16 protein-coding genes, 1 tRNA gene and 2 pseudogenes are annotated in these 23,019 nt (G+C 59.5%); 9 read left to right on the plus strand and 10 right to left on the minus strand.

Annotated elements, in window-relative coordinates; genetic code table 11:
- Positions 1-142 precede the first annotated feature (142 nt).
- Both AB6O04_RS11730 and AB6O04_RS11735 read left to right on the plus strand, forming a co-directional pair.
- Positions 143-2,059, plus strand: a complete 1,917-nt coding sequence (locus AB6O04_RS11730) for an AAA family ATPase (RefSeq protein ID WP_368564118.1) — start codon at positions 143-145, stop codon at positions 2,057-2,059.
- 335 nt (positions 2,060-2,394) lie between these two features.
- Positions 2,395-3,249, plus strand: a complete 855-nt coding sequence (locus AB6O04_RS11735) for an alpha/beta fold hydrolase (RefSeq protein WP_368564119.1) — start codon at positions 2,395-2,397, stop codon at positions 3,247-3,249.
- 115 nt (positions 3,250-3,364) lie between these two features.
- On the opposite strand, the gene AB6O04_RS11740 is transcribed toward AB6O04_RS11735, so the two are convergent.
- The 4 genes from AB6O04_RS11740 to AB6O04_RS11755 all read right to left on the minus strand — a co-directional run bounded on the left by AB6O04_RS11740 (position 3,365) and on the right by AB6O04_RS11755 (position 9,123).
- Positions 3,365-4,621 carry a type II toxin-antitoxin system HipA family toxin gene (locus AB6O04_RS11740; RefSeq protein WP_368564120.1) on the minus strand — a complete coding sequence of 419 codons (1,257 nt, stop codon included), beginning with the start codon at positions 4,619-4,621 and terminating at the stop codon, positions 3,365-3,367.
- Positions 4,618-5,001 (minus strand): helix-turn-helix transcriptional regulator, encoded by a 384-nt coding sequence (locus tag AB6O04_RS11745; RefSeq protein WP_368564121.1) that lies wholly within the window; start codon positions 4,999-5,001, stop codon positions 4,618-4,620. Before AB6O04_RS11745 ends, AB6O04_RS11740 begins: the two co-directional genes overlap by 4 nt.
- Before the next feature lie 484 nt (positions 5,002-5,485).
- On the minus strand, positions 5,486-6,655 hold the full coding sequence (locus tag AB6O04_RS11750; RefSeq protein ID WP_368564123.1) for an IS256 family transposase: 1,170 nt from the start codon (positions 6,653-6,655) through the stop codon (positions 5,486-5,488).
- Between the two features lie 1,070 nt (positions 6,656-7,725).
- Positions 7,726-9,123, minus strand: coding sequence for a hypothetical protein (locus tag AB6O04_RS11755; protein WP_368564124.1), 1,398 nt, complete (start codon positions 9,121-9,123; stop codon positions 7,726-7,728).
- 327 nt (positions 9,124-9,450) lie between these two features.
- Here AB6O04_RS11755 and AB6O04_RS11760 point away from each other — a divergent pair, with 327 nt between their 5' ends.
- The 4 genes from AB6O04_RS11760 (at position 9,451) to AB6O04_RS11775 (ending at position 13,418) form a co-directional block, all read left to right on the plus strand.
- Positions 9,451-10,689 (plus strand): DNA cytosine methyltransferase, encoded by a 1,239-nt coding sequence (locus tag AB6O04_RS11760; protein ID WP_368564126.1) that lies wholly within the window; start codon positions 9,451-9,453, stop codon positions 10,687-10,689.
- Complete coding sequence (locus AB6O04_RS11765; protein ID WP_368564128.1) at positions 10,682-11,728, plus strand: hypothetical protein; 1,047 nt, start codon at positions 10,682-10,684, stop codon at positions 11,726-11,728. The genes AB6O04_RS11760 and AB6O04_RS11765 overlap by 8 nt, the downstream gene beginning before the upstream one ends.
- 175 nt (positions 11,729-11,903) lie before the next feature.
- Positions 11,904-12,581, plus strand: a complete 678-nt coding sequence (locus tag AB6O04_RS11770; RefSeq protein WP_368564130.1) for a recombinase family protein — start codon at positions 11,904-11,906, stop codon at positions 12,579-12,581.
- A 162-nt stretch (positions 12,582-12,743) separates the two neighbouring features.
- Complete coding sequence (locus AB6O04_RS11775) at positions 12,744-13,418, plus strand: hypothetical protein (RefSeq protein ID WP_368564132.1); 675 nt, start codon at positions 12,744-12,746, stop codon at positions 13,416-13,418.
- Positions 13,419-13,689: 271 nt separating this feature from the next.
- Here AB6O04_RS11775 and AB6O04_RS11780 read toward each other — a convergent pair whose 3' ends face one another.
- The 5 genes and pseudogenes from AB6O04_RS11780 to AB6O04_RS11800 form a co-directional block, all read right to left on the minus strand.
- Positions 13,690-15,642: an ATP-binding protein gene (locus AB6O04_RS11780; RefSeq protein ID WP_368564133.1), complete on the minus strand. Its 1,953-nt coding sequence runs from the start codon at positions 15,640-15,642 to the stop codon at positions 13,690-13,692.
- Positions 15,639-16,862 carry an SIR2 family protein gene (locus AB6O04_RS11785; RefSeq protein ID WP_368564134.1) on the minus strand — a complete coding sequence of 408 codons (1,224 nt, stop codon included), beginning with the start codon at positions 16,860-16,862 and terminating at the stop codon, positions 15,639-15,641. Before AB6O04_RS11785 ends, AB6O04_RS11780 begins: the two co-directional genes overlap by 4 nt.
- Before the next feature lie 284 nt (positions 16,863-17,146).
- Positions 17,147-18,523 carry a tyrosine-type recombinase/integrase gene (locus AB6O04_RS11790; RefSeq protein ID WP_368564158.1) on the minus strand — a complete coding sequence of 459 codons (1,377 nt, stop codon included), beginning with the start codon at positions 18,521-18,523 and terminating at the stop codon, positions 17,147-17,149.
- Positions 18,524-18,586: 63 nt separating this feature from the next.
- Positions 18,587-18,715 (minus strand): annotated as a pseudogene (locus tag AB6O04_RS11795) (DUF6538 domain-containing protein); the annotation flags it as partial.
- An 85-nt stretch (positions 18,716-18,800) separates the two neighbouring features.
- Positions 18,801-18,877 (minus strand) — tRNA-Met (locus tag AB6O04_RS11800).
- A gap of 119 nt (positions 18,878-18,996) precedes the next feature.
- On the opposite strand from AB6O04_RS11800, the pseudogene AB6O04_RS11805 reads away from it, so the two are divergent.
- From AB6O04_RS11805 to bfr, 3 genes and pseudogenes are all read left to right on the plus strand, one after another.
- Positions 18,997-19,488, plus strand: a pseudogene (locus AB6O04_RS11805) (RNA pyrophosphohydrolase); the annotation flags it as partial.
- A gap of 172 nt (positions 19,489-19,660) precedes the next feature.
- Positions 19,661-19,876 carry a bacterioferritin-associated ferredoxin gene (locus tag AB6O04_RS11810; RefSeq protein ID WP_368564135.1) on the plus strand — a complete coding sequence of 72 codons (216 nt, stop codon included), beginning with the start codon at positions 19,661-19,663 and terminating at the stop codon, positions 19,874-19,876.
- A gap of 264 nt (positions 19,877-20,140) precedes the next feature.
- Positions 20,141-20,614: a bacterioferritin gene (gene bfr / locus AB6O04_RS11815; protein WP_337344194.1), complete on the plus strand. Its 474-nt coding sequence runs from the start codon at positions 20,141-20,143 to the stop codon at positions 20,612-20,614.
- On the opposite strand, the gene AB6O04_RS11820 is transcribed toward bfr, so the two are convergent.
- Positions 20,584-23,019 carry an ATP-binding protein gene (locus tag AB6O04_RS11820; protein WP_368564136.1) on the minus strand — a complete coding sequence of 812 codons (2,436 nt, stop codon included), beginning with the start codon at positions 23,017-23,019 and terminating at the stop codon, positions 20,584-20,586. The two genes, bfr and AB6O04_RS11820, sit on opposite strands and share 31 nt — an antisense overlap.

A 23,019-nucleotide genomic window follows, 5' to 3' on the forward strand; every position in this document is an offset into this window, starting at 1 on the left:
GCACCTTGGGTCTTGGACTGGCACTCGGCCTACTGTTCAGGTGTTCGATCCCGGTTTCGTGGAGAGCAACGTATTCTCCGGCCAAGAAATCCGACCTGATCAGCGGCAAGCACTCCTTCAGTTCGCGCTAGGAGAGGAGTCGGTGTCGCTGGAGAAGCAGCTTGCTGCTTTGGTGCCCCAGATCGCTGAGGCCACTAAGCGCGAGACCGATGCGAGTAAGCGCATCGCGGCCTTCGCGAAGGCGATTCCTATTCGGGACTTCATCAAGCTGGATGACGCTCCGGACGCCGAGGCGCAGATTAACCTTCTGAGATCTCGCGTAGAGGCCGCCAAGAACGTGGCCCCTCTCTCGCAGCGCCCAATGCCAGAGTCGCTGCCCCAGATCGAGCTTGACCTCGCGGTTTTCTTTTCGATTCTGCAGACCACCTTCTCAGGCATGCGTGCTGACGCTAGGGAGGCCGTGCAAGCGCACTTCAAGCGGCATGAAATGACGAGCGGGATAGAGGCGTGGGTGACCCAAGGCCGGACTTATGTGGAAGGTAGCGACTGCCCGTTCTGTGGGCAGGATCTCGCAAGTGCCGATCTAATGGAGGCTTACGACTCGTACTTCAACGCAGAGTACAACGATCTCATGGCCAAGGTGGGTGTGCTGTCGAAGGGAGTGGAAACACGCTTGTCTGATAGCAAGCTGGACAACTTGGAGCCACGTGTGGCTGCCAACGAAGCCCGAATAAAGGCATGGGCTGATCAGCTGGATTTGAACGTGCCTCAGTTCGATCTCCAACTGGCACGCTCCTCGGTATCAGCCTTGCGTGCAGCGATGGGCGAGCTGGCGGCACAGAAGCAACTAAGCCCACTTGCATCGGTCGGAACGGCAACCGACGTAGCCTCCGCAACCACGCTACTCGCGCAGATCCAGCAGCAAGTCACGGCGTACAATGAGGCTGTAGCTGCGACGGCGCTGCGCATTCGCCAGTTTCTCGCTCAGTTGAATTCGGAGTCCCCTGCGGCACTCGCGGCCAGTGTCGCTCGTTTGGAGTCAGTCGTTGCACGCCGCTCTCAAGGAGCCAGGCAAGCGGTTGAGGACTTCGTGGCAGCCGAGGCGGTAAAAAAAGAGCTCAACGGAAGGAAGACGGCGACACGTAAGGCGCTGGACGACCTCCTGCCTAAGACAATGAGTACGTATCAGGGTCGAATTAACACGCTCCTTAGAAGGTTTGGCGCCGGGTTTGAGATTGTTCGACTTACATCCGATTACACCGGAGGAGTACTTCGCTCTGACTACGCACTCCAGATCCGAGGGCGTTCAGTTGAGCTGGGTAAGAAGGGCGCGGCGGGGCCGGGATTCGGGAGAATGCTGAGTGAAGGAGATAAGCGCACTCTAGCGTTGGCCTTCTTTCTGGCAAAGATTCAGGGACTGCCGGGGAACCTGCGAGGGAATACGGTCGTTTTCGACGATCCCATGTGCAGCTTTGACCAGCGTCGCCGAGAGAATACGATCACGTCGATCATGGAGGTTGCTTCACGCGGCGGGCAGGTCATTGTTCTGTGCCACGATCCGTACTTCCTGAGAGACCTGAGAGATCGCATTGAAGGCCCGGGATTGGGTGTGAAGACAGTGGTCCACGAGATCAAACGCGTGCAAGACGACTATTCCCAATTCGCGCCGTGCGACTTGGATCGTATCTGTGAATCGGATCACCACAGGTCCCACCGCATAGTTAAGGACTACATGGAAGGATGCAGTACAGAGGACCGAAGGGCGGTGGCGCGAGAACTAAGGCCGCTGATTGAAGGGTTCATGAAGCAGAGGTTTCCCCCGCCCATCTTGCCGGCTCGAGCGAACTTAGGGGCGATCCTCAAGTTGATTTCGGCTGCAGCTCATTCCCCACTGGCGCATGCGCGGCCGTACCTCAGCAAGCTCAATGCGTTGAACCAATTCGACACCAAGTACCACCACAATGACGGGAACGATCTGGGCATGCCGGACGATGTCGAACTTCAGCAGTTCGCACGTATGACGCTTGAGGTCATCTATGGAGACTATAGGGCGCCGTGAAGGGTATGGATGGGCGCGCCAGGATTGCTAAGGCGACCCGTCCCACTCAGGCTGTCCCGACAGCTCCAGCAGCTCTACTACTGTCTGGAGGACAACGAGATCGGTTGTGGTGCCGCACCGCCCGGTACATGTGCTGCCCAGCTCGTGCCTCAAGTTTTCTGCGACTCGGTGGTCCGGGATGCTGTACGCCTTCCGGCTTGCAGACACACGCCCTGATTGGACTAGAACTGGCCCATCTGAAAGACGGCCAATCACCAAGTGGGGTTGCAGAAAACACGATAAGTCAACTTTTAAAGACTTTACGTCACCCATAGTCCCGTGACAGCTAGCAAAGTATGTCCACCGGCAGCCAGCCAGGTGCCATCCATCTCCTAGCCACCATCGAGGACATTCCCGTGATCAAGCTCATCCCCGCCGTTCTGGCCGCTGCCTTGGCCGCCGCCATCAGTCCGCTAGCTCAGGCCGGCAGTTCCACTTCTGGTTCCGACCACAGCCCTGTAAAGAATGTGGTCCTGGTCCACGGCGCGTTTGCCGATGGCTCGGGCTGGCGCGGGGTCTACGACGATCTGACTCAGCGCGGCTACCGCGTGACGATCGTGCAGAACCCGCTCACCTCGCTTGCCGATGATGTGCAGGCCACCCAGCGCGTGCTTGATCGCCAGGATGGGCCCGCGATTCTGGTCGGCCACTCCTGGGGCGGCACTGTCATCACCGAGGTGGGTGTCCATCCCAGGGTCGCCGGGCTGGTGTATGTCTCCGCCTTGGCCCCGGATGTCGGTGAAACGACAGCGCAGCAGTATCAGGGCTTTGCGGCGACGCCGGAATTCGTCATCGATATCCAGAAGGACGGCTACGGTCATTTGAACCCGCAGAAGTTCAAGGCAGGTTTCGCCCATGACGCCAGCGATGCCGATGCCGCCTTCATGCGGGACTCGCAGGTGCCGATCAACATGTCGGTCTTCGAGACCCGGCTGACGCAGGCGGCGTGGCGTACCAAGCCCAGCTGGGCGGTGATCGCGACCGAGGACAAAGCTTTCGATCAGGCAATGCTGGTGCATATGGCCAAGCGCATCGACGCCAAGATCACCTACACCCCCGCCAGCCATGCGGTGTACATGACTCAGTCGAAGGTCGTGGCCGAGGTCATCGATCGCGCGGCTCACGATGCCAAGCCGGCTGGAAAAGATTGACCCGCTACGTCGATCCAAGCGCACGTAACCAGGGGCGAGCAGGTGCTCGCCCCTGGTCCTGGTACTGCAGCTCAGGCGGTTGCGCAGCGACGACACCAAGGCGGGCCGTTAACGATCAACGATCGACATCGATGACGCCTTGCATTCTGGCCACCTCTGCGGTGTGTGCGCCCAGTTCACGTGCTAGTCGCTCCCAATCGCGCAGCGCTCCTCGCACCTGTTCGGCGACAGCGGTCGCCGCCGCTGGCTTGAGGCGGTAGTAGTCCGCGGTGTCCAGCAGCAGGCGTGAATCCGGCGACGGGTCGGCCTCATTGATCGCAAGCACATGATGGTCCTTGTCCGGGTTGGGATTGACGTCGAATGCCGGACACAGCTGCCAGCCGTCGCCCACGCGCAGGAAGCCATGATTGCGCAGGTGGTCGTCGCGGTTGCCGATAAGGATGTTGAAGAGGGCGCGGCGGAACAACTGCTCCAGGTCGCGCGCGATCTGCTGCGAGGTGCCGGCGGTCTCGATGACCTGGATCAGGTCCAAATAGCTGTGGCCCTCACTCTCGGTGGCGTCCAACAGGGTCATGGCCGAAGCGAACGCGCGGCGCGAGTCCGGTGTGCGATCGAAGCGCTGCACCGCGTAGGTGTGGCCGCGGTTCGACAATGGCATCAGTTTGGCGTCGGGCATGTCGATGCCGGCGGCAAGCGAGAGCCGGTAGGTCAGGAATTCCCACAGCCCCACGTCATGGCGGTCGTCGTTGGATGGGAACTTCGCCAGCCAGAGCTGACCGCGTGGGTCGCGAAAGCTCGCCTTGGGCCGCGCGCCGCCGAGCGATGCCCCTGGCGCCACCAGTTGCTTGATCCAATGCACCATCTGCTCGGAGTCGTCCGTCTCGCCATGCTCCACTTGCGCCGCAATCGCTTCCAACTCGCGCAAGTCAGTGATCGGCGGCGCGCTGAGTGCGCGGTCGTCCACGTACTGCACGGACTCCGGGTCCACCAGACGCAATGCACCCATGCGCGATTCGTCGTTGACGCCGATCAGGTAGTCCCACGGGCGCAAGTTGCGCGGTCGACGGCCTTGCTCACGCGCCTCGATAGCTTCACGTCGGTCCATCAGTTGCTTGCCCCAATGGTCGGGGGAGCAGTCGATGAAGGCGCCGGTGAGCGCGCTGGCGCCTTCGCGGGCGTAAAGACGCCCCCCGGCCAGGTGCAACTCCGGGTCCAGCGCGAACGCGCGCATCGGGCCGGCATCGGCCAGCCAGCGGCCGTCGTACTCGAAGCTGATCGCGTCCCCGGTCCTGCTCGCCGACCGCGTCAGACGCCCCACGGGCATGCAACCACCGAGGGATTCGTCGTCGATCCAGACATCCAGCTCGTTCACGGCTTACGACTCCGCGGTGGGGCAGGAGGGATCCGGGTTGGCGGCGTGCGTGAGGGTGGCGTCCGCGACGGCGGCGTATTCGCCGAATAGGGGTTCCTGAGTTCGTTGTCCTGCAATTCGCGGCCAAGTGCGTCCTGGGCGGCGATGAGATCCACGTCCGCGACCAGGCCCAGCACGGTCAGCACACGCAGCATGGTGGCCAAACTCGTCGACGGGTTGCCGTCTTCCAGCTTGCCGATGGTGGGGACGCTGACACCCACGCGGGCCGCCAGCATCTCCTGGGTCATCTTCCGGCGCAGGCGCGCAGCGCGCAGGCGCCGACCCAACGCCTCAATCTGGCGCTGAGCTGAGGGGTGGGTAGGTGGGGTTCGTTTGGCCATACAAAATTAAATTACATTTATTAGGTAAAAATGCAACTTTATTTTGTATATGATGCCGCTTATTGTTCATATTCAGTAAGCTGGCTACGCCTCATTTTTGCCAGGGACCTCAGGCACGAGAGGCCGCCTTTGACCGCACCAGCCGTTTTCGTTGCTCCGCGGTACTTCCGGGGGGGACAGGGGTCAGACTACATTTCTCCGTGGAATCTATTCCGGATTCCCACAATGAAGCCCGCCTTGAACGCAAAAGCCCCGCATTAGCGGGGCTCTCGGTGAAACGCCTGTCTGGTGGCTATGGGTGGACTCGAACCATAGCCACCAAAGGTAGCTCAAAGCTAATATTTCCGGGCATCTCAGACTGCCGCAGAGCGCACAATGTAGCATGCTATGTAGCACTTCCTGTAGCACCAAGCGTGACACCGGCTGCTCCCAAATCCATCTTCAGGGAGGCCGCAGAGGAAACAACCTGGGATGCGGTAACTCCCTATTCGTCCGGCCCGAATTGGATGGCGAAGCGGTTCAACGCCGCCTTCCAGTCGTGAACCGGAAGGGACCAACGGCGACTAATATTTCGCAATGCCAAATAGAGCAGCTTGAGCAAAGACTCATCGTTCTGGAAAGAGCCACGGTAGCGCATGACGCGCCTAAGACTCATGTTGATCGACTCGATCGTGTTGGTGGTGTAGATGATCTTGCGTATCTCTTTCGGGAAGTCGAAAAACGGGGTCAGTTGCGCCCAGTTCCGTCGCCACGCCTGGCCGATCGTTGGGTACTCAGCGTCCCATTTCCCTTCAAAGTCACTGAGCGCTTGCGCTGCAGCTTCGATCGTCGTCGCCGTATAAATGGGCCGAAGATCAAGCGCCACCTCCTTGCGGGCCTTCCATGAAACGAAATCAAGACTGTTCCGGACCATGTGAACCACGCACAGCTGCACGGTAGTCTTGGGGAAAACGGTCGCTATCGCTTCGGGGAAGCCCTTTAGTCCGTCGACGCAGGCAATATGGATATCTTGGACGCCGCGGTTCTTGATCTCCGTCAATACCTGGAGCCAGAACTTGGCGCCTTCATGCTGTGATATCCAGAGTCCGATTGCTTCTTTCTGGCCGGTGATTGAAATTCCAATTACAACGTAAACGGCTTTTGCACGTGAGGCGCCATCGCGGACACGAACGTGTATGCAATCCATGTAGACGATTGGGTAGACCACATCTAGTGGGCGCGACTGCCAAGCCTTGATCTCGTCTGCCGCGGCATCTGTGACCTTTGATATCGCTGCGGGGGTGAGGTCAACTCCATAGAAATCCAATACCTGCTCTTGAATCTCCCGTGGTGTCAGGCCTTTCGAGTACATTGCCATGATCTTGGTGTCGAGCCCCTGAGGAATCGTTCGCCCTCTGCCTGACGCTCTTTTCGTTGGTGGCGGCGCGCCGCTATCAAGCCCGACGTTTCCCACATCCGCCGCAAGCTCATGGCTCAGCTGTGCTTGTGATGGCGTCACACTCTGGCTGGCCTGCAGATTCAAGGATCGAGCTATCAGCTGCTGAGCAAGCTGTTGGATGAGCCCATCGTTGCCGAGAAGCTCTTCTGGTCGTGGCCGCTCAGCAAGCAAGGCCTCAATGAGCTCGTTGGGTATCGTCTGCGTACGTTTCGACATGGCGTCATAGCCCCGTGATCGAGAGTCGCAATTTCTACGGTCACGCTGTTACTTGCGTGTTTCACTCGGAAGATAGATGTGTAAACAGAGGGGGAGAGTAAGAATATGTGCGCGGCCGCGCGCTTTGTGTTGTTACGCGCGGCACATTTCTGTCCGCCCGCAGCAGTGATCGCAGCGGTTGATCTGGGAAGAAGGCGCCATTTGGCGGTCCTGCTGCGGCTCACGGCTGATGGACAGTGGGTGCATGGACACCCATCGATTTCGTGGTGAACGGAGTGCACCTGAAGTTTTCTGACGGCCCCGCCTAGGTGTGGACAGCTATGCCGTCCGCGCGCGGCGCCTGATGGTCCTGAGGCGAGTAGTGGGCACTACCGTGTTGCGGATCGCTGGCGTGTGGCTCTCGAGCGCACTGGCCAACGCCTGTAGCGCCTCCCCGGTATGCCGCAGGACGTTCCCCTTGCTTGCTGGATACTTGTGAAGCTCAGTTGCGAAGGTGGCTCCGTCGCTGGCCTGGTGTTCCCAGCGGCGATGAGAACCTCCCCCCAACCGATGCAGCACCTTGGCTGCTTGCACGTGGCGGTACTCTAACTTCCGCTCCGGCTGAGGGTCTGTTTCATGGGCCATGCAGACGGCCAGCCATACCGCAAGCACCTGATCCGCGTCGACTCCACGCGTACCTAAGAGAGCCCAGATGTTTCTCGAGCGCGCCTTAGGGGGCATCCCCCGAAGCCTAAAGGCGCTCTCAGGGGCGCCTACCGCCCACATCTTGGTCTTCACCCGGTCAAGTGCATTGACGACTGCAGGGAGACTAGCATTGGCTTTTAGCCACGCAAGAGCCGCAGCCCGGAATGGCGCTAACTGCGCGGCCGTGTAGCTCGGCTTGGAGTAGCTGCCATGCCGCCTGAAGTGCTCTACATGAGCACGGCAGTAGTTTTTGTTCAGTCCCTTCCCCGTACGCGCCATCGTCGGACGATCGCAGTTAAGGACGATGCAAACGGGATAGCCCTTCTCTGCAGCAATCCTCGCGGTGAGCTTCTGATGACGTGGGTTAACGAAGCCAGATACCATCTTTACTCCCCCCTCTTATGGGGAGCTGAAGGTGAAACTGTAGGTGTATAAGCAAGTGCAGGCGTTAGTGCACTCGTCGTAGAGACCCCCTCCGCCCCTTCCCTCCTTAGATCAGAAGCCCAGCTTGGCAATAGACGCTCGTGTCCATCAGCGATGGCGACGTCCACTGGTACGGATAGGCCCAGAATCGTGTATGCGGTCTCCTCCATGATCTGCTTCACCCGGGGTGCATCGTCCCACGCGACGAGGAGGCAGTCGTGATTGGGGAAGCCATGTATACCCTCTGCCATCATTCTATGAATGCAGGTCAGCAAGATGGTGCTCTCCACGCGCTGCTGAATCAGATAGAAGCTGCTCCCGAAGAGATGGGCTATCGCACCATGGTGATCGGTCACTAGCGCCAAGACCTGTTTAAACGACATCTTGGGCGGAAACGAATCCTGTAAGCCGATTGGGAACCTGCTTGACGGTCCCTTCCTCGCTAGTAAGGCGTTCAGAACGACTTTGACGCCACCTCTGTGTCGCTCAAGTCCAGGTACCGCATACAAATCACCCTGCGGAGGTACGGCCCTCGCAACCGAGTACGCGATTCGGATGCCGATCTGCCCGTAGTCCAGTTCCACCGGCTCACAGCAATCAATTTCGAGCGATCTAAGTCGGCGGTCCTTACTCATACGCTGCCAGAAGCCGCCGTTCAGGCGGCCGCATCCGTCGAGTGAGCCTGTGAAGTGACGGCGCATAAACCGGTAGCCGGTGTCAGGGTCTTTCTCGCTCGCAGAGGAGGGCTGCCAATCAACAACAGCGTCGAGAAGCCATGCATTAACCTGGTTCATCTCCTCGCGAAGATGCTCGACCTGCTTTGACTCGGGAAGGGGGAGATCATTTGCCTTACCACGGACGCGCTCGGTCCGTAGCACCAAAGGATCGCCCTGGAGCTTGAAAGCTCGCCCAATGTCACCGAAGGAGACCTCTGCGGTCTTGATAAGATCTCGCAGGCACTGTGCCGCTCGGATGGTGGTGCGTCGCCCGGCGCCGAACTCACCGCGGAATCCTTTCCGCATATCGATGAGCCGAGCGTCCGCTAGTGCGCGCAGGAGGTCCGGAAAGCGCTCCGTGAGGAATGGGGCTGGACGGGCCTTTGGGCTGTAGTCAGCCTTGCTCAAGGATACGTAGAGCCAGCCTTCCGGTTCCATCAGGTACCAATGGGTCAGGTCAAGCGCCAAAGCTGTCGTCGCTTGCTCGAATCTCAACCGATCTGCGGGTCGCCTCGCCCGGGTACGGCTCTCGAGCTTCTCGATGAGCTCTCTGAAGGCCTCGGAGAGGTTTTGGGCCGCTTCACTCAATGGAAACTTGGAGGGGTCAAACGGACGCTCACGCGCCTCAACTTCTTCAGTACTCATCAGTCGCGCGAAAATCGACCACCCGCATGGGTGGAAAAACAAGAGGGGAAGGCGTGTCCGGAAGCGCTTCCGGAAGCGCTATTGTGCCTGATAGGTGGGCATGTCCGCTCTAGCCGTTGCGCTCAAGCTGATCGTTGACCACGGAGACAACCTGTCTTCCTGGCATATAAATCATATACTTAGGTTTGGTTGCGGGCCTACCTGCTTCTGGGACAGACCCCGGACACGATCCAGTAAGAATCTGTCGCGAACCCGGTCGCACTCCATGCGATCCTGAGAGCTAGAGTAGCCGCACGCGCGGCTTGTTACCGAAGGACGAATCTAAGAATGGCTTTTGAATTGGTGACCGATCATCCGTCAGGCGATCACGAGATAGCCCCTGCGAAGCCGCCAGCAACCGGTCATCGCACGAAAGATCAGCTCACCACAGTGGAGCTCTTCTGCGGCATTGGCGGTTTCCGCCACGCTGCAGACAAGGTGGGCCTAAAAACGGTGTGGGCAAACGACTTCAGTTCCGCTGCGTGCAGCGTATACCGCCAGAAGTACGGTAACGACGTACTGCACGAGGGAGACGTTAAGGGGGCACTCGATTTGATTCCTCCACACGACATCCTTACAGGGGGATTTCCCTGTCAACCCTTCAGTGCAGCGGGAAAAAAAGCAGGCATTCGCGATCCCCGGGGAACGCTGTTCCAGACAATCGTCGATGTCGTTCGCCAAAGGCGCCCAAAGCATTTCGTTCTAGAGAACGTGAAGCGTCTATTGTCGATGGAGCATGGTGTCCACTTCGAGACCGTCCTGTCAGCTCTTTCGACGCTGGATTACTTCATCGAGTGGAGGGTTTTGAATGCTAAGGATTTCGGGTTAGCGCAGAACCGCGAGCGGGTAGTTATCGTTGGGACGCGATTGGACGGTCCAGCTGTAGGCTTCTCACCGTCAGAGGCGCTCCGCTTAGCAACACCGCAGGAGCTGCCGCATGGTCTGAATTCGATGTTGAACCAGCTGTCTGGCTGGACTTCCTTCCATAAGCACAAAGCAAGATTTCCATTGTGGGGTGTTGCTCTAAACGGGAGATACCTGTCTGCCGACCCAATCGCCTTTGCGGCGGCGTTGCCGCAGGTGTCACTACTCGATGTGCTGGACCGAAAAGTGCCTGTCGAGTATGACTACACCGAATCCACGCTCGAGCGCCTCCATATGAACGAAATCGTCGATAGGTTCGTGAATGGCGTTGAGATTATTAGCAATCAAAGCGGCGGGGCTCGAATGGGATACACGATCTTCGGAGTTCGAGGTTTGGCTCCGACACTCACAGCATCGACCAGCCGCCACTATGAACGCTATCAAGTTGGAAAGCGCTATCGCAGGCTAACGCCGCAAGAGTATGCCCGTCTGCAAGGCTTCTCCGATAACCACTGCTCCGCAGTGAAGCCGTACGATCAGTACGCGCTGTACGGAAATGCGGTCCCGCCGCCGATGGTTGAGTGGGTACTTCGACAGTTAGTGGGGAAGCGGAAGCCGCTCGTTGTCAAAGCATCCGGCCAAAGGGAGATGATTGGTGTCTGATGAAAAGGCTGCGCTTCGCGCAATCGTGCGAGAAAACCTGGACGCCATAATGGCAACCCTCAATGCAGCCCTGAAAGGTGAGGGTCTTGAAGTGCTTGAGCCGGTCATCGCCCGCATTGCTCGGGGAGGACAACTGCCTCATTGGTATCAGGAGCTTAAAGAGCGCCATACCATTGTGAACCTTGATGGTAAGACCATCGGCTCCATTCTGGAGATGCTGCTTGTTGCGGTACTAGAGACCGGTGTTTTAGCAAAGGCTGCGATTAAACTTCGGGTCAACCCGGCTCGCGGTGTTGATCTGCCAGACCTAGATCTCGGCGTAAAGTCGCCTTCTAAGAACTACTGCACGAGCGAACCGTTCTTCTCGGCATATGAGCGCCTATACGGCAACGAATATGACTGTCTGGTCTTGCTTACGGACTACCAAGAGGCGAAGAAAGCGAAGGGGGACTTTCGGCTACAAGTTCAAAGCTGGAGATACATGAGAGGCAGTGAGATTGCCGATTTTGAGCTTTGCAGGATCGCTCGCAAGCACCGTGATTGGTTGCTCGCGGAAGGCACTTCAACCGCGATGCGTGTTTTTAGGTTTCTCGCTTACGTGAATCAAGGCGACTGGAGAGCGCGTTGGCTGCTAGTCCTAGCCGACCACATGAAGGAGCGACCCGAACAGTTCGACCAGATCCTGGAGATAATCAAGAAGGACTATGCGAAGCAGAATAAAACTAGGTTGAAGAACGACAGGGAACTAATCCCAGAGGCTGACCTCAGATCGCTTCAGAAGATCTTTGGGGTCGACCCGAGGCATCTAGGGGTCATCAATGAGCTTGAGAATTGGGTTGGTGAGTTTCTAAAAGACGCGTCGCGGGCTCCCAACGAGAACGAAGAGAAGCGCCTCGTGCACTGCCCTTTGGACGGAAAGATTGGATTGAGCTTCGCCTTACAGTGGCGGTACAACTTCGGTCGAGCTTTTGGCGCGTCTAATGAGGAGTTGGCGCTTTCGGGGGATCTCTGCGCGACCACACAGGGCGATGTGGCTTGATTCCCGCGCCGTTGGGACAGAGCCTCCAGTCCTGACGTCACAGCGCCAACTGGATGTGGCTGCAATGTGATCCGTGATAGCGACGCGGGGCGTTTGCGCCCAGCGCGAGATGCTTGTGCTAGTCGGTCATTGCCTGTACAAATACGCCTAACGAGCGTTACGCGGAATTGTACAGATGAAATTCGTTGGCTATGTGCGAGTCTCCACGGCCCGACAAGGGCAGTCGGGCTTGGGTCTGCTGGCTCAGGAGTGCGCCATCCAGCAGCACGTCGTAGGGCGAGGCGGAAACTTGGTCCAGACCTTTAAGGAGGTGGAGAGCGGGCGCGACAACTGCCGTCCACAGCTTGCGAGGGCACTGGAACTGGCAAGGCTCACCGGGGCCATCTTGGTTATCGCCAAGCTGGATCGCCTGTCGCGCAATGCCGCCTTCCTGCTGGCCCTTCAAGAGAGTGGGGTCAGGTTCGTTGCCACGGACATGCCTGATGCCAACGAGCTGACGGTAGGCATTATGGCGCTCGTCGCCCAACAGGAACGCCAATCAATCTCTGGGCGCACGCGGGAGGCCCTGCAGGCGGCCAAGGCCAGAGGAACCAAACTGGGTAACCCCAACGGTGCAGCGGCGCTCCGTCGCGCAGCCAAGGGCAACGAGGCGGCTGTTAAGGCAACACAAGAGATCGCCGGTGCCCGTGCAGAGGCCCTAAGGAACACCGTGGAGGAGCTTCGGTCGATGGGTAAGGCGTCGCTAGGGGAGATCGCCGAGGAGTTGAACTCCCGCGGTATCCTCACAGCGCGCAACGCGACCTGGCACCGCTCTTCGGTCTCGAACCTCCTGAGGCGCCTCCAAGTGGCCTGAGGTGCACCCCTCCCACGGGGGAAGCCCGGAGCAGACCGGAGTTCAATACCCCAACGCAAATTTTTGCCAAATCATTCGAGATCCCTTCCAAGTCTAGTTTGGAGGTTCCAAGCTGAAGATGCGTGCACAACAGGTGCACATGTCCAGTCGAGGGGAAGGGGTATGGCAACGAGTTCTCAGAAGCTTCGCGAACGTGCGGGCGCTGCACTTAAGTTGGTGCGCGAAACCAAGCCCGTATTGGCCGAGTTGGGTATCGAGATTGACGAGAGGTCTGCGGCAGCGATTCCGTTGGTGTTGGCGTCGATGGACGCCGCGGAAGCAATCTATGCACTGTTGATTAACCAGCCTGAAGAGTCATGGGTGGCGGCGCTGATTATGCAGCGCTCACAAATGGAGTACGTACTGAGGTCGGCGTACTTCGCTAGGGCTGCGAGTAAGAAGGAGCTGCTGCGATTCAGGAAGAACGGTGCGATGCCGAAGCGGGGCAAGCGACCGATCTACATTGCGGAGGTGGCTACAGAGGCCAGCCAGCATTTGGGATGGGAGAAGACGAAGCTGCTTGCAACCGTCAGAAGCCACCACAAGCATCTTTCTGGGTTGGTCCATGGTGGCAAGGAAGTCCTGGCGATCTACACCATGCACGACACATGGGGCGACCTGACCATCGATTGGGAAGACCTGATTGATCACGTCGACAACGTCATGGTGTTCGTACAGTTGGCCTTGGGTGTCGCCATGTCGCTCTCGCCGCTTGACGCAGAGGGTCTGGACAAGGCCGTCCGTCCGATCTACGACAAAGCTCACGCGTACTTCGGAAACAGAGGCCCGGTCTCGTGATGCTCCATCGCCCGGTTCCGAGGGGGTACGACGCGACGAAGCGACCGGAAAGGAAACGCGATGGGTGACAGTGGGTGTCCTGAGATCGCCTGTCACGTTCACACCGGGCGACGGCGTCGCAGTTCTAGGAGTTGTCCTACCTGATCGCTTCCTCGTCGGATGCTTCTGCAGCAGGGAAGGGCGGCTTCAGGCGCTCCTAGAAAGCCGTCCTAATGCACCCAACATGGGGGCAGTGCTGGCGCCGGATAGACCCCACCACGAACGGCGATTGTCAAAATGGAATCTTGTCGTCGTCGTCCGGCCGATCAAGGTTGGCGACATACGGAGCAACAATGCTCTTCGCGATATGTGCTGCCGTAGCCTTGATGTCTTGGGTGGCTGCAGTAATCCCCGCGGAAACGGTAGCGGCTGCGGCTACTGCAACGCTGAGGGCTTCTTCAATGGTGGGCGTAACTTCCGTATTGAGGTGGGGCGGACTGCCACCGGGCTTCCAGTGATCCTGATAACTCGGTCCCCGAGAGTCTGGGCGCCGGATTGGCTGATCTACCATGATGGTCAACGGGAAAGGAAAGTCTACGCCGACGATAGCTGCATGTCCCGGCGCAAACGTCGGGAGTAGCGCCACTGATGCACGATCGATGTCACCGCAGGCTCTCTCGACCAACTCCCTATCCTTGTGGTTGGTTAGGCGGTGAACCATCATCGTGCCCATCTGGCTCAAGACGCCTTCGGGAAGGTCGCGAGGGCGCTGAGTAGCAAGAGCTACAGTGAGCCAGTGCTTGCGTCCTTCTTTGGCGATTTGATCGAAGGCGTCGAGTTGAACCATTGCTTCTTCGTCCCCAATCCTGCGATTGAGGAAGTTGTGAGCTTCATCCAGGAAGACAACCACTGGCTTCTCGTTTCTAAACGCTCCGCCTCTCGCTTGGGAGAGGAGTTGACGACCTATCGCATTCGCAACGATCTCGCGCGCGTTGAAGCTGTAAGGTATGGACGCGAGAGAAATACGGAGCACTGGTGCCGAACTCCGGAAGAACTCGGCAATGACATCAAGGAGGTTATCTCCTGAGTCGCTGAAGAAGACTCTTAGCTCCTTGCCATGGGTGACAGCGTTGATTCGCGAGATGAGTGGCGAGCACCATCCGCTTGCGCCGTCGTCGCTACCGCCGAAGAACCCCGCCTTGTACTTGGTGTTTGGGTAGCAGCATTCTTCGACCACCTGTGCGGCTAAAAGTGTGACGTCGAATGGCGCGTTGGGTGCTTCGATCTCGCTTCGCAGTGCCAGTAGCGCTGCCTCGAATGGTTGGCGCGGCTTATCGATCTTCGACACCAAGCCATTCGCGAGTATTTCGGCGCGTTCAAGCGCAGTTCGCAACGAGACTCGGCTTGAATCAGTGGAGTTCGCCAAAATATGCGCGATGCGAAGGCTGTGTAGTGCCTCTCGCAGCTTTGGTCCCTGCACTTTCCCTGAGGGCTGGAAGAGGGCGTAAAGATCTTGCTCATCAAGCGCGGAAAAGGGAAGGTGAGCCTCGCTTTCCCCGTGAGCTGATGCTCCTAGCGAAACGTGCTGCGCCAAGTCGTCGAGAGTGTAGAATTCTCCAGTAGCGTCAATCAGGATGGCCTTGCCATTGGCCCCTGCGACTTCCTCGATTAGCTTGGCTACTGTGTAGCTCTTTCCTCCGCCGGTAGCACCAAGGATCGCGCAGTGCCTGCCGAACAATCTTTCGGGGGAGATTTGGATGCGCGCTTCGGGCAAAGCCATGGCGGTGCCGAGATCAAGGCAGACTTGCGGTTGCACGCCACGTTGCTTAGCCACGAGCATGCCAAGGAGGGCCGGAGCGGGGGCATACACCGCGCTCCCGAGGCGTGGAGGTGCCTCGATGCCAGGCGACAACTCGTCCGACACTTGGTCGAGAGTGGCTAACAGATCGACCTCGCCGATGGGATCGACCGCCTTCGGCTCATCGAGCGATGGGTTTATTGCCAATCTCTCGCGTTCGAGGAGACGAACTGCAGTGACCCGCCCGAGGATCACCCGGTGGTCCACTTCGACAAGCACGTACTCCCCAACCTGTCCGGTGCCCAGCGGGCTTCCGTAGAGCATCGTTTGGGGTCTCGCGCTACCAGCGCCGAGATTAATCAGCACGCGCCCGGGATAGATCGCACAAACCGAACCGAGCCTTCGGTTGCTATCTAGGATGCTACCGCGAACGGCCGGATTGTTCATCGCAGCAGCTCGCGCAAAGTCCTGCGGAGTCGGTCCTCCTCCGTCTCAGTACCCGCATCCGGCATCAGGCGCGCGAGAGTCGCAAAGTCGCAGTCGATTAGGGTGATTCTTGAGTCGCCTCGCTCTGCGAGTTTGCGCAGGTCGTCGACCTTTTCGCGATAGCTCAAGTGCAAGGCGTCGCAGTGTTTCTCGCAGCCCCAGGTCGCAACTACCATGTGAAGTCCTAGGTTCCTTCGGACGGCAGTAAACAGCATCTCCGAGAGATGGCTATCTGAGAAACTGAAGCCGGCGACGATGAGGCCAAGATTCGGATGGCGTAGCGAGGTCTGAAGTTGCGAAATGGCCTCAAGGAACGGCTGGGTGTAGGTCAGCTCGAATTTGTCGCTTCGTGGATAGATGATGACTGGTGACTCCGGCTTCTCGCGCCGAAGTATCTGTCCGTTCTCAAGCTCCCAGTCGACAGAGCCGTGAAGTTTGATGAGGTGGGCGACGCCGCCGACGTACTCGGGAGAGCGGACTTCCGCTCTGCGGCGCACGAAGTCCACGTCATAGTTGCCACCATCGAACGCTGGCGGAGTCTCGCGACCGAATCCGTCGATAAGCAGGATGCCGCTTCTTGAGGCCGCCTGCTCGATGCATAGATCGTAGTTCGTCGTGAAGATGCGCGGCCGTCCCTTGTCCGGAGACCGCCTCGCAATGAGGCGAAGGACGTGAGCATGATCGCCTAGTGCCTCCGTGTTCACGAACTCACTGCAAGCCCGAGCAATTACCTTTTCTGCAGTATTGATGAACGCCTGAGCGTCCGAATCAGGGTCTACCGGTGCGCGTGCAAGGTGCTGGCAGTGGGAAAGGAACTTTTCTATGTCCCCAGTCGTCTCGGGCTTGGTGGTGTCGTTGACTTTGGCTTGCATTTCGGTGAAGACGGTTCCCGTTGCATCCTTCACGGCGCGCCAGAGATCGCTCATCTTCGGGCCGCCAATACCAGCCGAAGGTCCAAGCCCGAAGAGCGTTAGGGATTGATCTGCCGAGAGCGCTTGACCCAGTGACTGCGCGACCTTGCGTTTGCGGTCTTCGGCCCGCTTCTCTTCATCAGTATCATCGGTCGCCGCTAGCGGCAGCCATTGGCCGCTGGTCCACGACGCAAACACCTTTGGTATTGGCGGTGTAGCACTCGCCTCCACTGTCGCCAGCTGCGCAGTGTCGTTCGTTCCTTCGCTCATGTGTCCCCCACTTTGTCCATATGGCCCGCACCGCAAACGGCACCGCGTGCCCCTCAAGGCAACCTAAGCTACCTCCAAGTGGACACGCGCTACCAGTGAGTACGAAGGTGTAGCGCCAGAGGGCTTGGAAGTGGAGCACCATCCGGGGGCAATTGCGGCACAAGAAAACAGTAAATAGCTGATTTAAAAAACATTCTATTCTTGGTGCTTAGGAAGGGCGTCGGCTCCCAGCACCGTCAGGCCCAGAAGCGCTGAGCGCCAGTACGCAGGCAAGGGTTGCCCGATCAGATCGGCAGCGCTAGTTGGTCTATGACTGCTTTCAGCGTGGCAAGGTCAGTGACCGAGCCGTACCGCCCGGTAGAGATGCTGCCCAGCTCATGGCCGAGGATCTCCGAAATCTGATACTCAGGGATACTCAGCGCTTTTAGACGAGAGGACACGGTATGGCGGAAGCTGTGTGAGGCAGTCTTCTTCGCATCTTCGATCCCCGCCGAGCGCAGGACATAGGCCAGCCGCTTCTGCAGCTTGTCTACGGGGCTTCCCTTGGGGTTCGGGTTGGTGCGCATCTCCTTCGGCCACAAGAAGCCTGAGGGCGCAGAGCTGGCAAACTCGGGAAGTCCAAGTTCGATAAGGCGGGGATGCATCGGCACCAGGCGCTTGCTCCCGGTTGTTTTGAGGTATTTGTCGTCTTCGATTTCATTGATATCGAGCACCCAAATGCCTTTCTGTTGGCGCACGTCGTGAGCGCAGAGCTGCGCAGCCTCTCCCAAGCGGCAGCCCGTGAAAGCCATGATGCGGGGCACCCAGTACTCGACCGGCAGCAGCCCTCGCTTGGCATCGAGCTTGCGGAAATAGGCGCGTAAATCCTCGTCGTCGAACGGGTGCCGGTCCTCGGATGCGCGGCCAGTCTCCATGTTCTTCAGAATGGCTGCCGGGCTTTGGGTGATATGGTCGTGCTCGACGGCCCAGTTGAAGAAGCTACGAATGGCCTGGGTATAAGCGTTCACGCTATTTGGTGCCAAGCGAGGCACTGTCTCGTCATCACCAGCAGCCTCGAGTGCCTCTCTCGGAGTCTTCCCCGGGAACCGCTTAGTCATGTTTGAAGGCAGGCGTGCCAACTCTAGGCCGAAGCGCCGCATGTCGTTCTTGGTGACATTTCCGATGAAAGGATCACCGAGCATGTCTGAGAGCAAAGTCAGATACCCACGGACCTGAAACTCCGTTCGCGAGGTCCAACTCTTTCGCGCCACACGTTCATCGCCGTATTGGCGGGCTAGCTCGGACAGCCGAGGAGTGGCTTTAGGAGTCTCTTGAGGGGTTGATAGTGGGCTGACGTAAACCGGAGGGCGCTCCAGCGGCTCACCACAAAGCGCCTCAAGCTCGGCCTTGATGCCTTTCAGTTGTGCCTCCATGAGGCGGCGGGCGAGCTTGCGGAGGGCGTCCTCCGCCGCGCTTGGAGCCATTTCCCTGGCGAGCTGAAGGGCAGGTTCCGGGTCGGCATGGGAAAGTGCCCCTGCAAGCTCGTAGGCGCGATCTGTCAAATTCCAACGGTACTGGTCCAAGCCAGTCTCCTCCCACTCAAGCGCAAGCGTGTCCTCGATCTGATCGAAGGTCTTTGCCGTGTACTGAGCGACCAATCGGTCGAGCTCCTCGCGAGTCATGTTGGCCCCCTGTCGGCCCACTGTCGTTAGGAGGCACCCGATGTGCGTCTCCCACAAATTGAGTCGGCGCAGTGCCTCTCGCCGGTCCTGTGTACGCAGGCTGCGGGTGATCTCAGCGCGCCCCAAGAGGGTCTTCAGAAGAGCCGGAATGATGATCCGGGAGGTATAGGTTTGGCCGCGTCGCTGTAGCACTTGCTGTAGCAATCCCTGTAGCGCGGACGCTGGGACGCTTCGGAAACACGCTAAGTGCCTGCCTTTGCTGGGCTTTCCTGCGGAATGGTGGCTATGGGTGGACTCGAACCACCGACCCCAGCATTATGAGTGCTGTGCTCTAACCGGCTGAGCTACATAGCCGTACAGGAACCGCACATTTTTCCGGTTCGTGGTGCTTCTGTCAATCTAGGGCCGCCGGCTTGTGGGGCGGGCGCGGGCGTGGCACAGTCGGAGCCAGTAGATATTCAGGAGTCCGCATCGTGATCGATCCGGACGGTTACCGACCTAACGTCGGCATCGTGTTGATGCGCCCGGATGGACGGGTGTTCTGGGCGCGACGGGTGCGCCGGGACGGCTGGCAGTTCCCCCAGGGCGGGATGAACACCGACGAGACGCCGGTCGAGGCGATGTATCGAGAATTGCGCGAAGAAACCGGCCTGTTGCCCGAACATGTCGAGGTTCTAGGCGCCACCCCCGGCTGGCTGCGCTATCGCCTGCCGCACCGCGCCGTGCGCCGCAATGAACGCCAGGTTTGCATTGGCCAGAAGCAGGTCTGGTTCCTGTTGCGGCTGGTTGGCGACGAAACCCATCTGCGCCTGGACGCCACCGATACCCCGGAATTCGATCACTGGCGGTGGGTGGATTTCTGGTACCCCATCGAGCACGTGGTGATGTTCAAGCGCACGGTCTATGTCCGCGCGCTGGGCCATCTGGCGCCGTTCGCCCGGCATGTGGCCGGGCCACAGGCGGTCCCGCAGATGCTGCACGACCCCTGGACATCCGAGGGTGCCCGGCGCGCTCGCCCGCGAAACCGCTCGGCACGTAAATACGGTCAAAGCAGCGAAACCGGAAACAATTGACAATCATTCTCATTCCGGGTGGAATGGCGCCTAGGCCGCTGGGGCCTGTAGGAACCGAGCCACCGTGTACGTCTGCATCTGCAACGGCGTGACTGAAAGCCAGATCCGCGAAGCTGCCGCCAATGGCGTCCGCAACGTGGCCGAACTGACCATGCGCACTGGGTGCGGTGCCAGTTGTGGCAGTTGTTTGGATACGGCGGTGGAGGTGCTGCAGAGCGTTCATGGGGATGAAGAGCGGCAGTCTTTGTTGCCAATCTTGGGGTTGTCGCACGCTGCTTGAGGGTTGGGTGATTTCCTTCTCCCTCCGGGAGAAGGTGGCGCGCAGCGACGGATGAGGGCGTGAGTTGTCCGCTTGTAGTAAAGGCTGTTGGGGAGTCATTGCCATTCCCTCATCCGCCCTCTGGGCACCTTCTCCCGGGGGGAGAAGGGAAGCGCCTCCGCTTTTCGGCTCGGTCGGCCCCCCAGATGAACACGATTCGCGTTACGTCATGGGGCGGGGAAAATCGCTAGGCTTCCGTCATCCCACGTACGACGGAGCACGGCCATGAAGGGCGACGCCAAGGTCATCGAGTTTCTCAATAGGGCGCTCTATAACGAGCTGACCGCTATCAATCAGTACTTCCTGCACGCCAAGATGCTGAAGAACTGGGGCCTGAAGGAATTGGCCGAACACGAATACAAAGAGTCCATCGACGAGATGAAGCATGCGGACAAGTTGTCCGAACGCATCTTGTTTCTCGATGGGTTGCCGAACTTCCAGGCGCTGGGCAAGTTGCGTATCGGCGAAAACCCGCGCGAGGTTTTGGAGTGCGATCTGGCGCTGGAATACGAAGCGCTGCCGGTGTTGCGCGAGGCGATCAAGCATGCGGAATCGGCTTCGGACTACGTCAGCCGTCAGTTGTTCTCCGACATCCTGGATTCGGAAGAAGAACATATCGACTGGCTGGAAACCCAGCTGTCGGTGATCGACCGTATCGGCGAACAGAATTACCTGCTGACGAAACTCGAAGACGAGTGAGTCTGCCCCTGGGCTGCCAATGGGCGGCCCAGCTGTTGCGAGGCATAGCCTTGCAGCGCCAGGCGCGCACGCGCGTATTCGGCAATGACCAACGCCACGGCAACGGCCGGGCGCTCCAGCTTCATTGCACGCGCGCCCAACTCCACGCGTTTGGCCGCGGCCGACAAAGCCATTGCACCGACATTGGCGCTGGATGATTTCAGCGTGTGCGCAGCGTCGCGCATGGCGTCCAGGTCCGGAATTGCAGCGCCTTTTTCCAATGCGGAGATAAGGCGCGGCGCGTCTTCCAGGAACAAGCCGATGATGCGCGCGGTTTCGTCGCCGGCGATCTCGCGCAGCTCTTCCAGCAGGCTCTGGTCCAATACCGGGAAACTCTGCGATGGCGGGCGTGCAGTGGCGACGGCGGGAACGGCAGCGGCCGGTTCGGCGACGGGAGCGGCACTGCGCAGGGCGAACTTCATCAGGTTCGGAATCCAACGATGCAGGCAGCTTTCCAGTTGCTCGCGCGACACTGGTTTGGCCAAATAATCGTCCATGCCCGCATCCAGGCAGCGCTGACGATCGCCCGCCATGGCATTGGCGGTCATCGCCACGATGGGCAGGCGGTGGCGGGATTCCAGTTCGGCTTCTCGCTCGCGCCAGCGCCGGGTCGCGGCGTAACCGTCCAGCACCGGCATCTGGCAATCCATGAAGACCAAGTCGAACGGCTCGGCGATCATGCGTTTCAAGGCCACCTCGCCATCGGGCGCGGTTTCGCAGTCGAAGCCGAGCGCCGCCAACAACTTCTGCGCTACCAGCAGATTCACCGGATTGTCTTCGACCAACAGCAGCCGCGCACTGGCAGGCGTTCTGGATGCGGCTTCCGCATCGGCGATCGCTTTTTGCAGCGACTCCGACGCGGGCATCGTGATGGGTTCGGCGTCCAGATCGGCCGCGGGGAAGATATCGTCGATCGTCGGCGCATCGGATGTCGCTGGCGGCATGTCAGGCTGCGCACCCAACAACGAAGCGCGCAAATCCGCATCCGGCGCCTGCCGCGGCAACAGCGTGCTGCCGGAATGAAGTTCCTCCGGCACCACATCATCGCCGTATAGCCAGACCAGGCGCAGGGCGTCGGGGTCGGAACGGCGCGCCAGCGCGCGATGCAACGCGCGTGCGGTGCTGCGTATGCCGCTGGCGTCAGCCAACACCGCTACATAGTCGTAGCGGCCGTGCTCGTTGGCCAAGCGCAAACGGTCCAGCGCTTCCTGCGTGGTCTCCACCGCGGTGGCATGCATGCCCCAGTTGGTTACCAGCATCGAAAGGCGCTGGCGCAAGCGCGTATCCGGCGACACGATCAATACACGGCCGTTATCCAGTGTGCCGTCGTTGCGCGGGCGCAGATCGCCGATGACTTTCATCAGCGGTATTTCGAACCAGAACGACGAACCGCGGCCAACTTCCGACACCACGTCGATGCGTCCGCCCATCAGATCGACGATGCGTTTGCAGATGGCCAGGCCCAGGCCAGTGCCGCCGTAGAGACGGGTGGTGGAAGCATCGGCCTGGGTGAAGGAATGGAACAAGCGGCTGCGCGTCTCATCGTCGATACCGATGCCGGTATCGCGCACTTCGAAACGCAGCAGATGTTGCGCGGCGGTTTCGCCCAACCGGCGTATCACCACGGTGATCGAACCGCGCTCGGTGAACTTGATGGCGTTGCCGACCAGATTGGTGAGCACCTGGCGCAAGCGCACCGGATCGCCACGCACGGGCAGCCGGACGGAGGGGTCCAGCTGCAGCGTCAAGCGCAGGCCTTTGTTTTCCGCCGGCCGGTGCATCAGCTGCAGCACGCCGTCCAGTAACTCCCGCAGGTTGAAGCCGGTGATCTCAAGTTCCAACTTGTTGGCTTCCAGCTTGGAGTAATCGAGGATGTCGTCGACGATGCGCAGCAGTTGCTGCGATGACGCACTGGCGGTATTCAGCATCTCGCGCTGATCGGGTGCCAGCGACGCGCGCGACAGCATGTCCAGCATCGGCACGATGCCGTTCAATGGAGTACGGATTTCGTGGCTCATAGTGGCCAGAAATTCGCCCTTGGCCATCGCCGCGGCTTCGGCCGACTGCTTGGCCTTCATCAGCTCCTGTTCCAACCGGCCATGGCGCTGCAGTTCCCGGCGCAGGTTGTCGCGTTCGGATTCGGCAATGGCGGCGCGGGCTTCCACGCCCATCTGCCTGCGGCTCAAGCCGCGCGCGCCGAGTGCCGCGATGACAGCCAGCACCACCGTCAGGGCGCCGCCGGCCAGTCCCAGCAATCCCCAAGGTCCGCCGACGCCGAGATGGCGCAACAACAGGAATGCCGCCGTGGCGGCAGCCGCCACCAGCGCCAGCCAAGGGGCGACCAAGCTGCGCCCGCGGGCAGGCAT

This window comes from Pseudoxanthomonas sp. UTMC 1351 (assembly GCF_040948865.1).
In the GTDB taxonomy this organism is placed as follows: domain Bacteria; phylum Pseudomonadota; class Gammaproteobacteria; order Xanthomonadales; family Xanthomonadaceae; genus Pseudoxanthomonas_A.

Bases quoted from the DNA above. Each gene is read 5' to 3' on its own strand.
- AB6O04_RS11735 (WP_368564119.1), top strand. From the start codon at position 2,395: ATGTCCACCGGCAGCCAGCCAGGTGCCATCCATCTCCTAGCCACCATC.
- AB6O04_RS11745 (WP_368564121.1), bottom strand. From the start codon at position 5,001: ATGGCCAAACGAACCCCACCTACCCACCCCTCAGCTCAGCGCCAGATT.
- AB6O04_RS11750 (WP_368564123.1), bottom strand. From the start codon at position 6,655: ATGTCGAAACGTACGCAGACGATACCCAACGAGCTCATTGAGGCCTTG.
- AB6O04_RS11755 (WP_368564124.1), bottom strand. From the start codon at position 9,123: ATGAGTACTGAAGAAGTTGAGGCGCGTGAGCGTCCGTTTGACCCCTCC.
- AB6O04_RS11760 (WP_368564126.1), top strand. From the start codon at position 9,451: ATGGCTTTTGAATTGGTGACCGATCATCCGTCAGGCGATCACGAGATA.
- AB6O04_RS11770 (WP_368564130.1), top strand. From the start codon at position 11,904: ATGAAATTCGTTGGCTATGTGCGAGTCTCCACGGCCCGACAAGGGCAG.
- AB6O04_RS11775 (WP_368564132.1), top strand. From the start codon at position 12,744: ATGGCAACGAGTTCTCAGAAGCTTCGCGAACGTGCGGGCGCTGCACTT.
- AB6O04_RS11780 (WP_368564133.1), bottom strand. From the start codon at position 15,642: ATGAACAATCCGGCCGTTCGCGGTAGCATCCTAGATAGCAACCGAAGG.
- AB6O04_RS11785 (WP_368564134.1), bottom strand. From the start codon at position 16,862: ATGAGCGAAGGAACGAACGACACTGCGCAGCTGGCGACAGTGGAGGCG.
- AB6O04_RS11790 (WP_368564158.1), bottom strand. From the start codon at position 18,523: ATGACTCGCGAGGAGCTCGACCGATTGGTCGCTCAGTACACGGCAAAG.
- bfr (WP_337344194.1), top strand. From the start codon at position 20,141: ATGAAGGGCGACGCCAAGGTCATCGAGTTTCTCAATAGGGCGCTCTAT.
- AB6O04_RS11820 (WP_368564136.1), bottom strand. From the start codon at position 23,019: ATGCCTGCCCGCGGGCGCAGCTTGGTCGCCCCTTGGCTGGCGCTGGTG.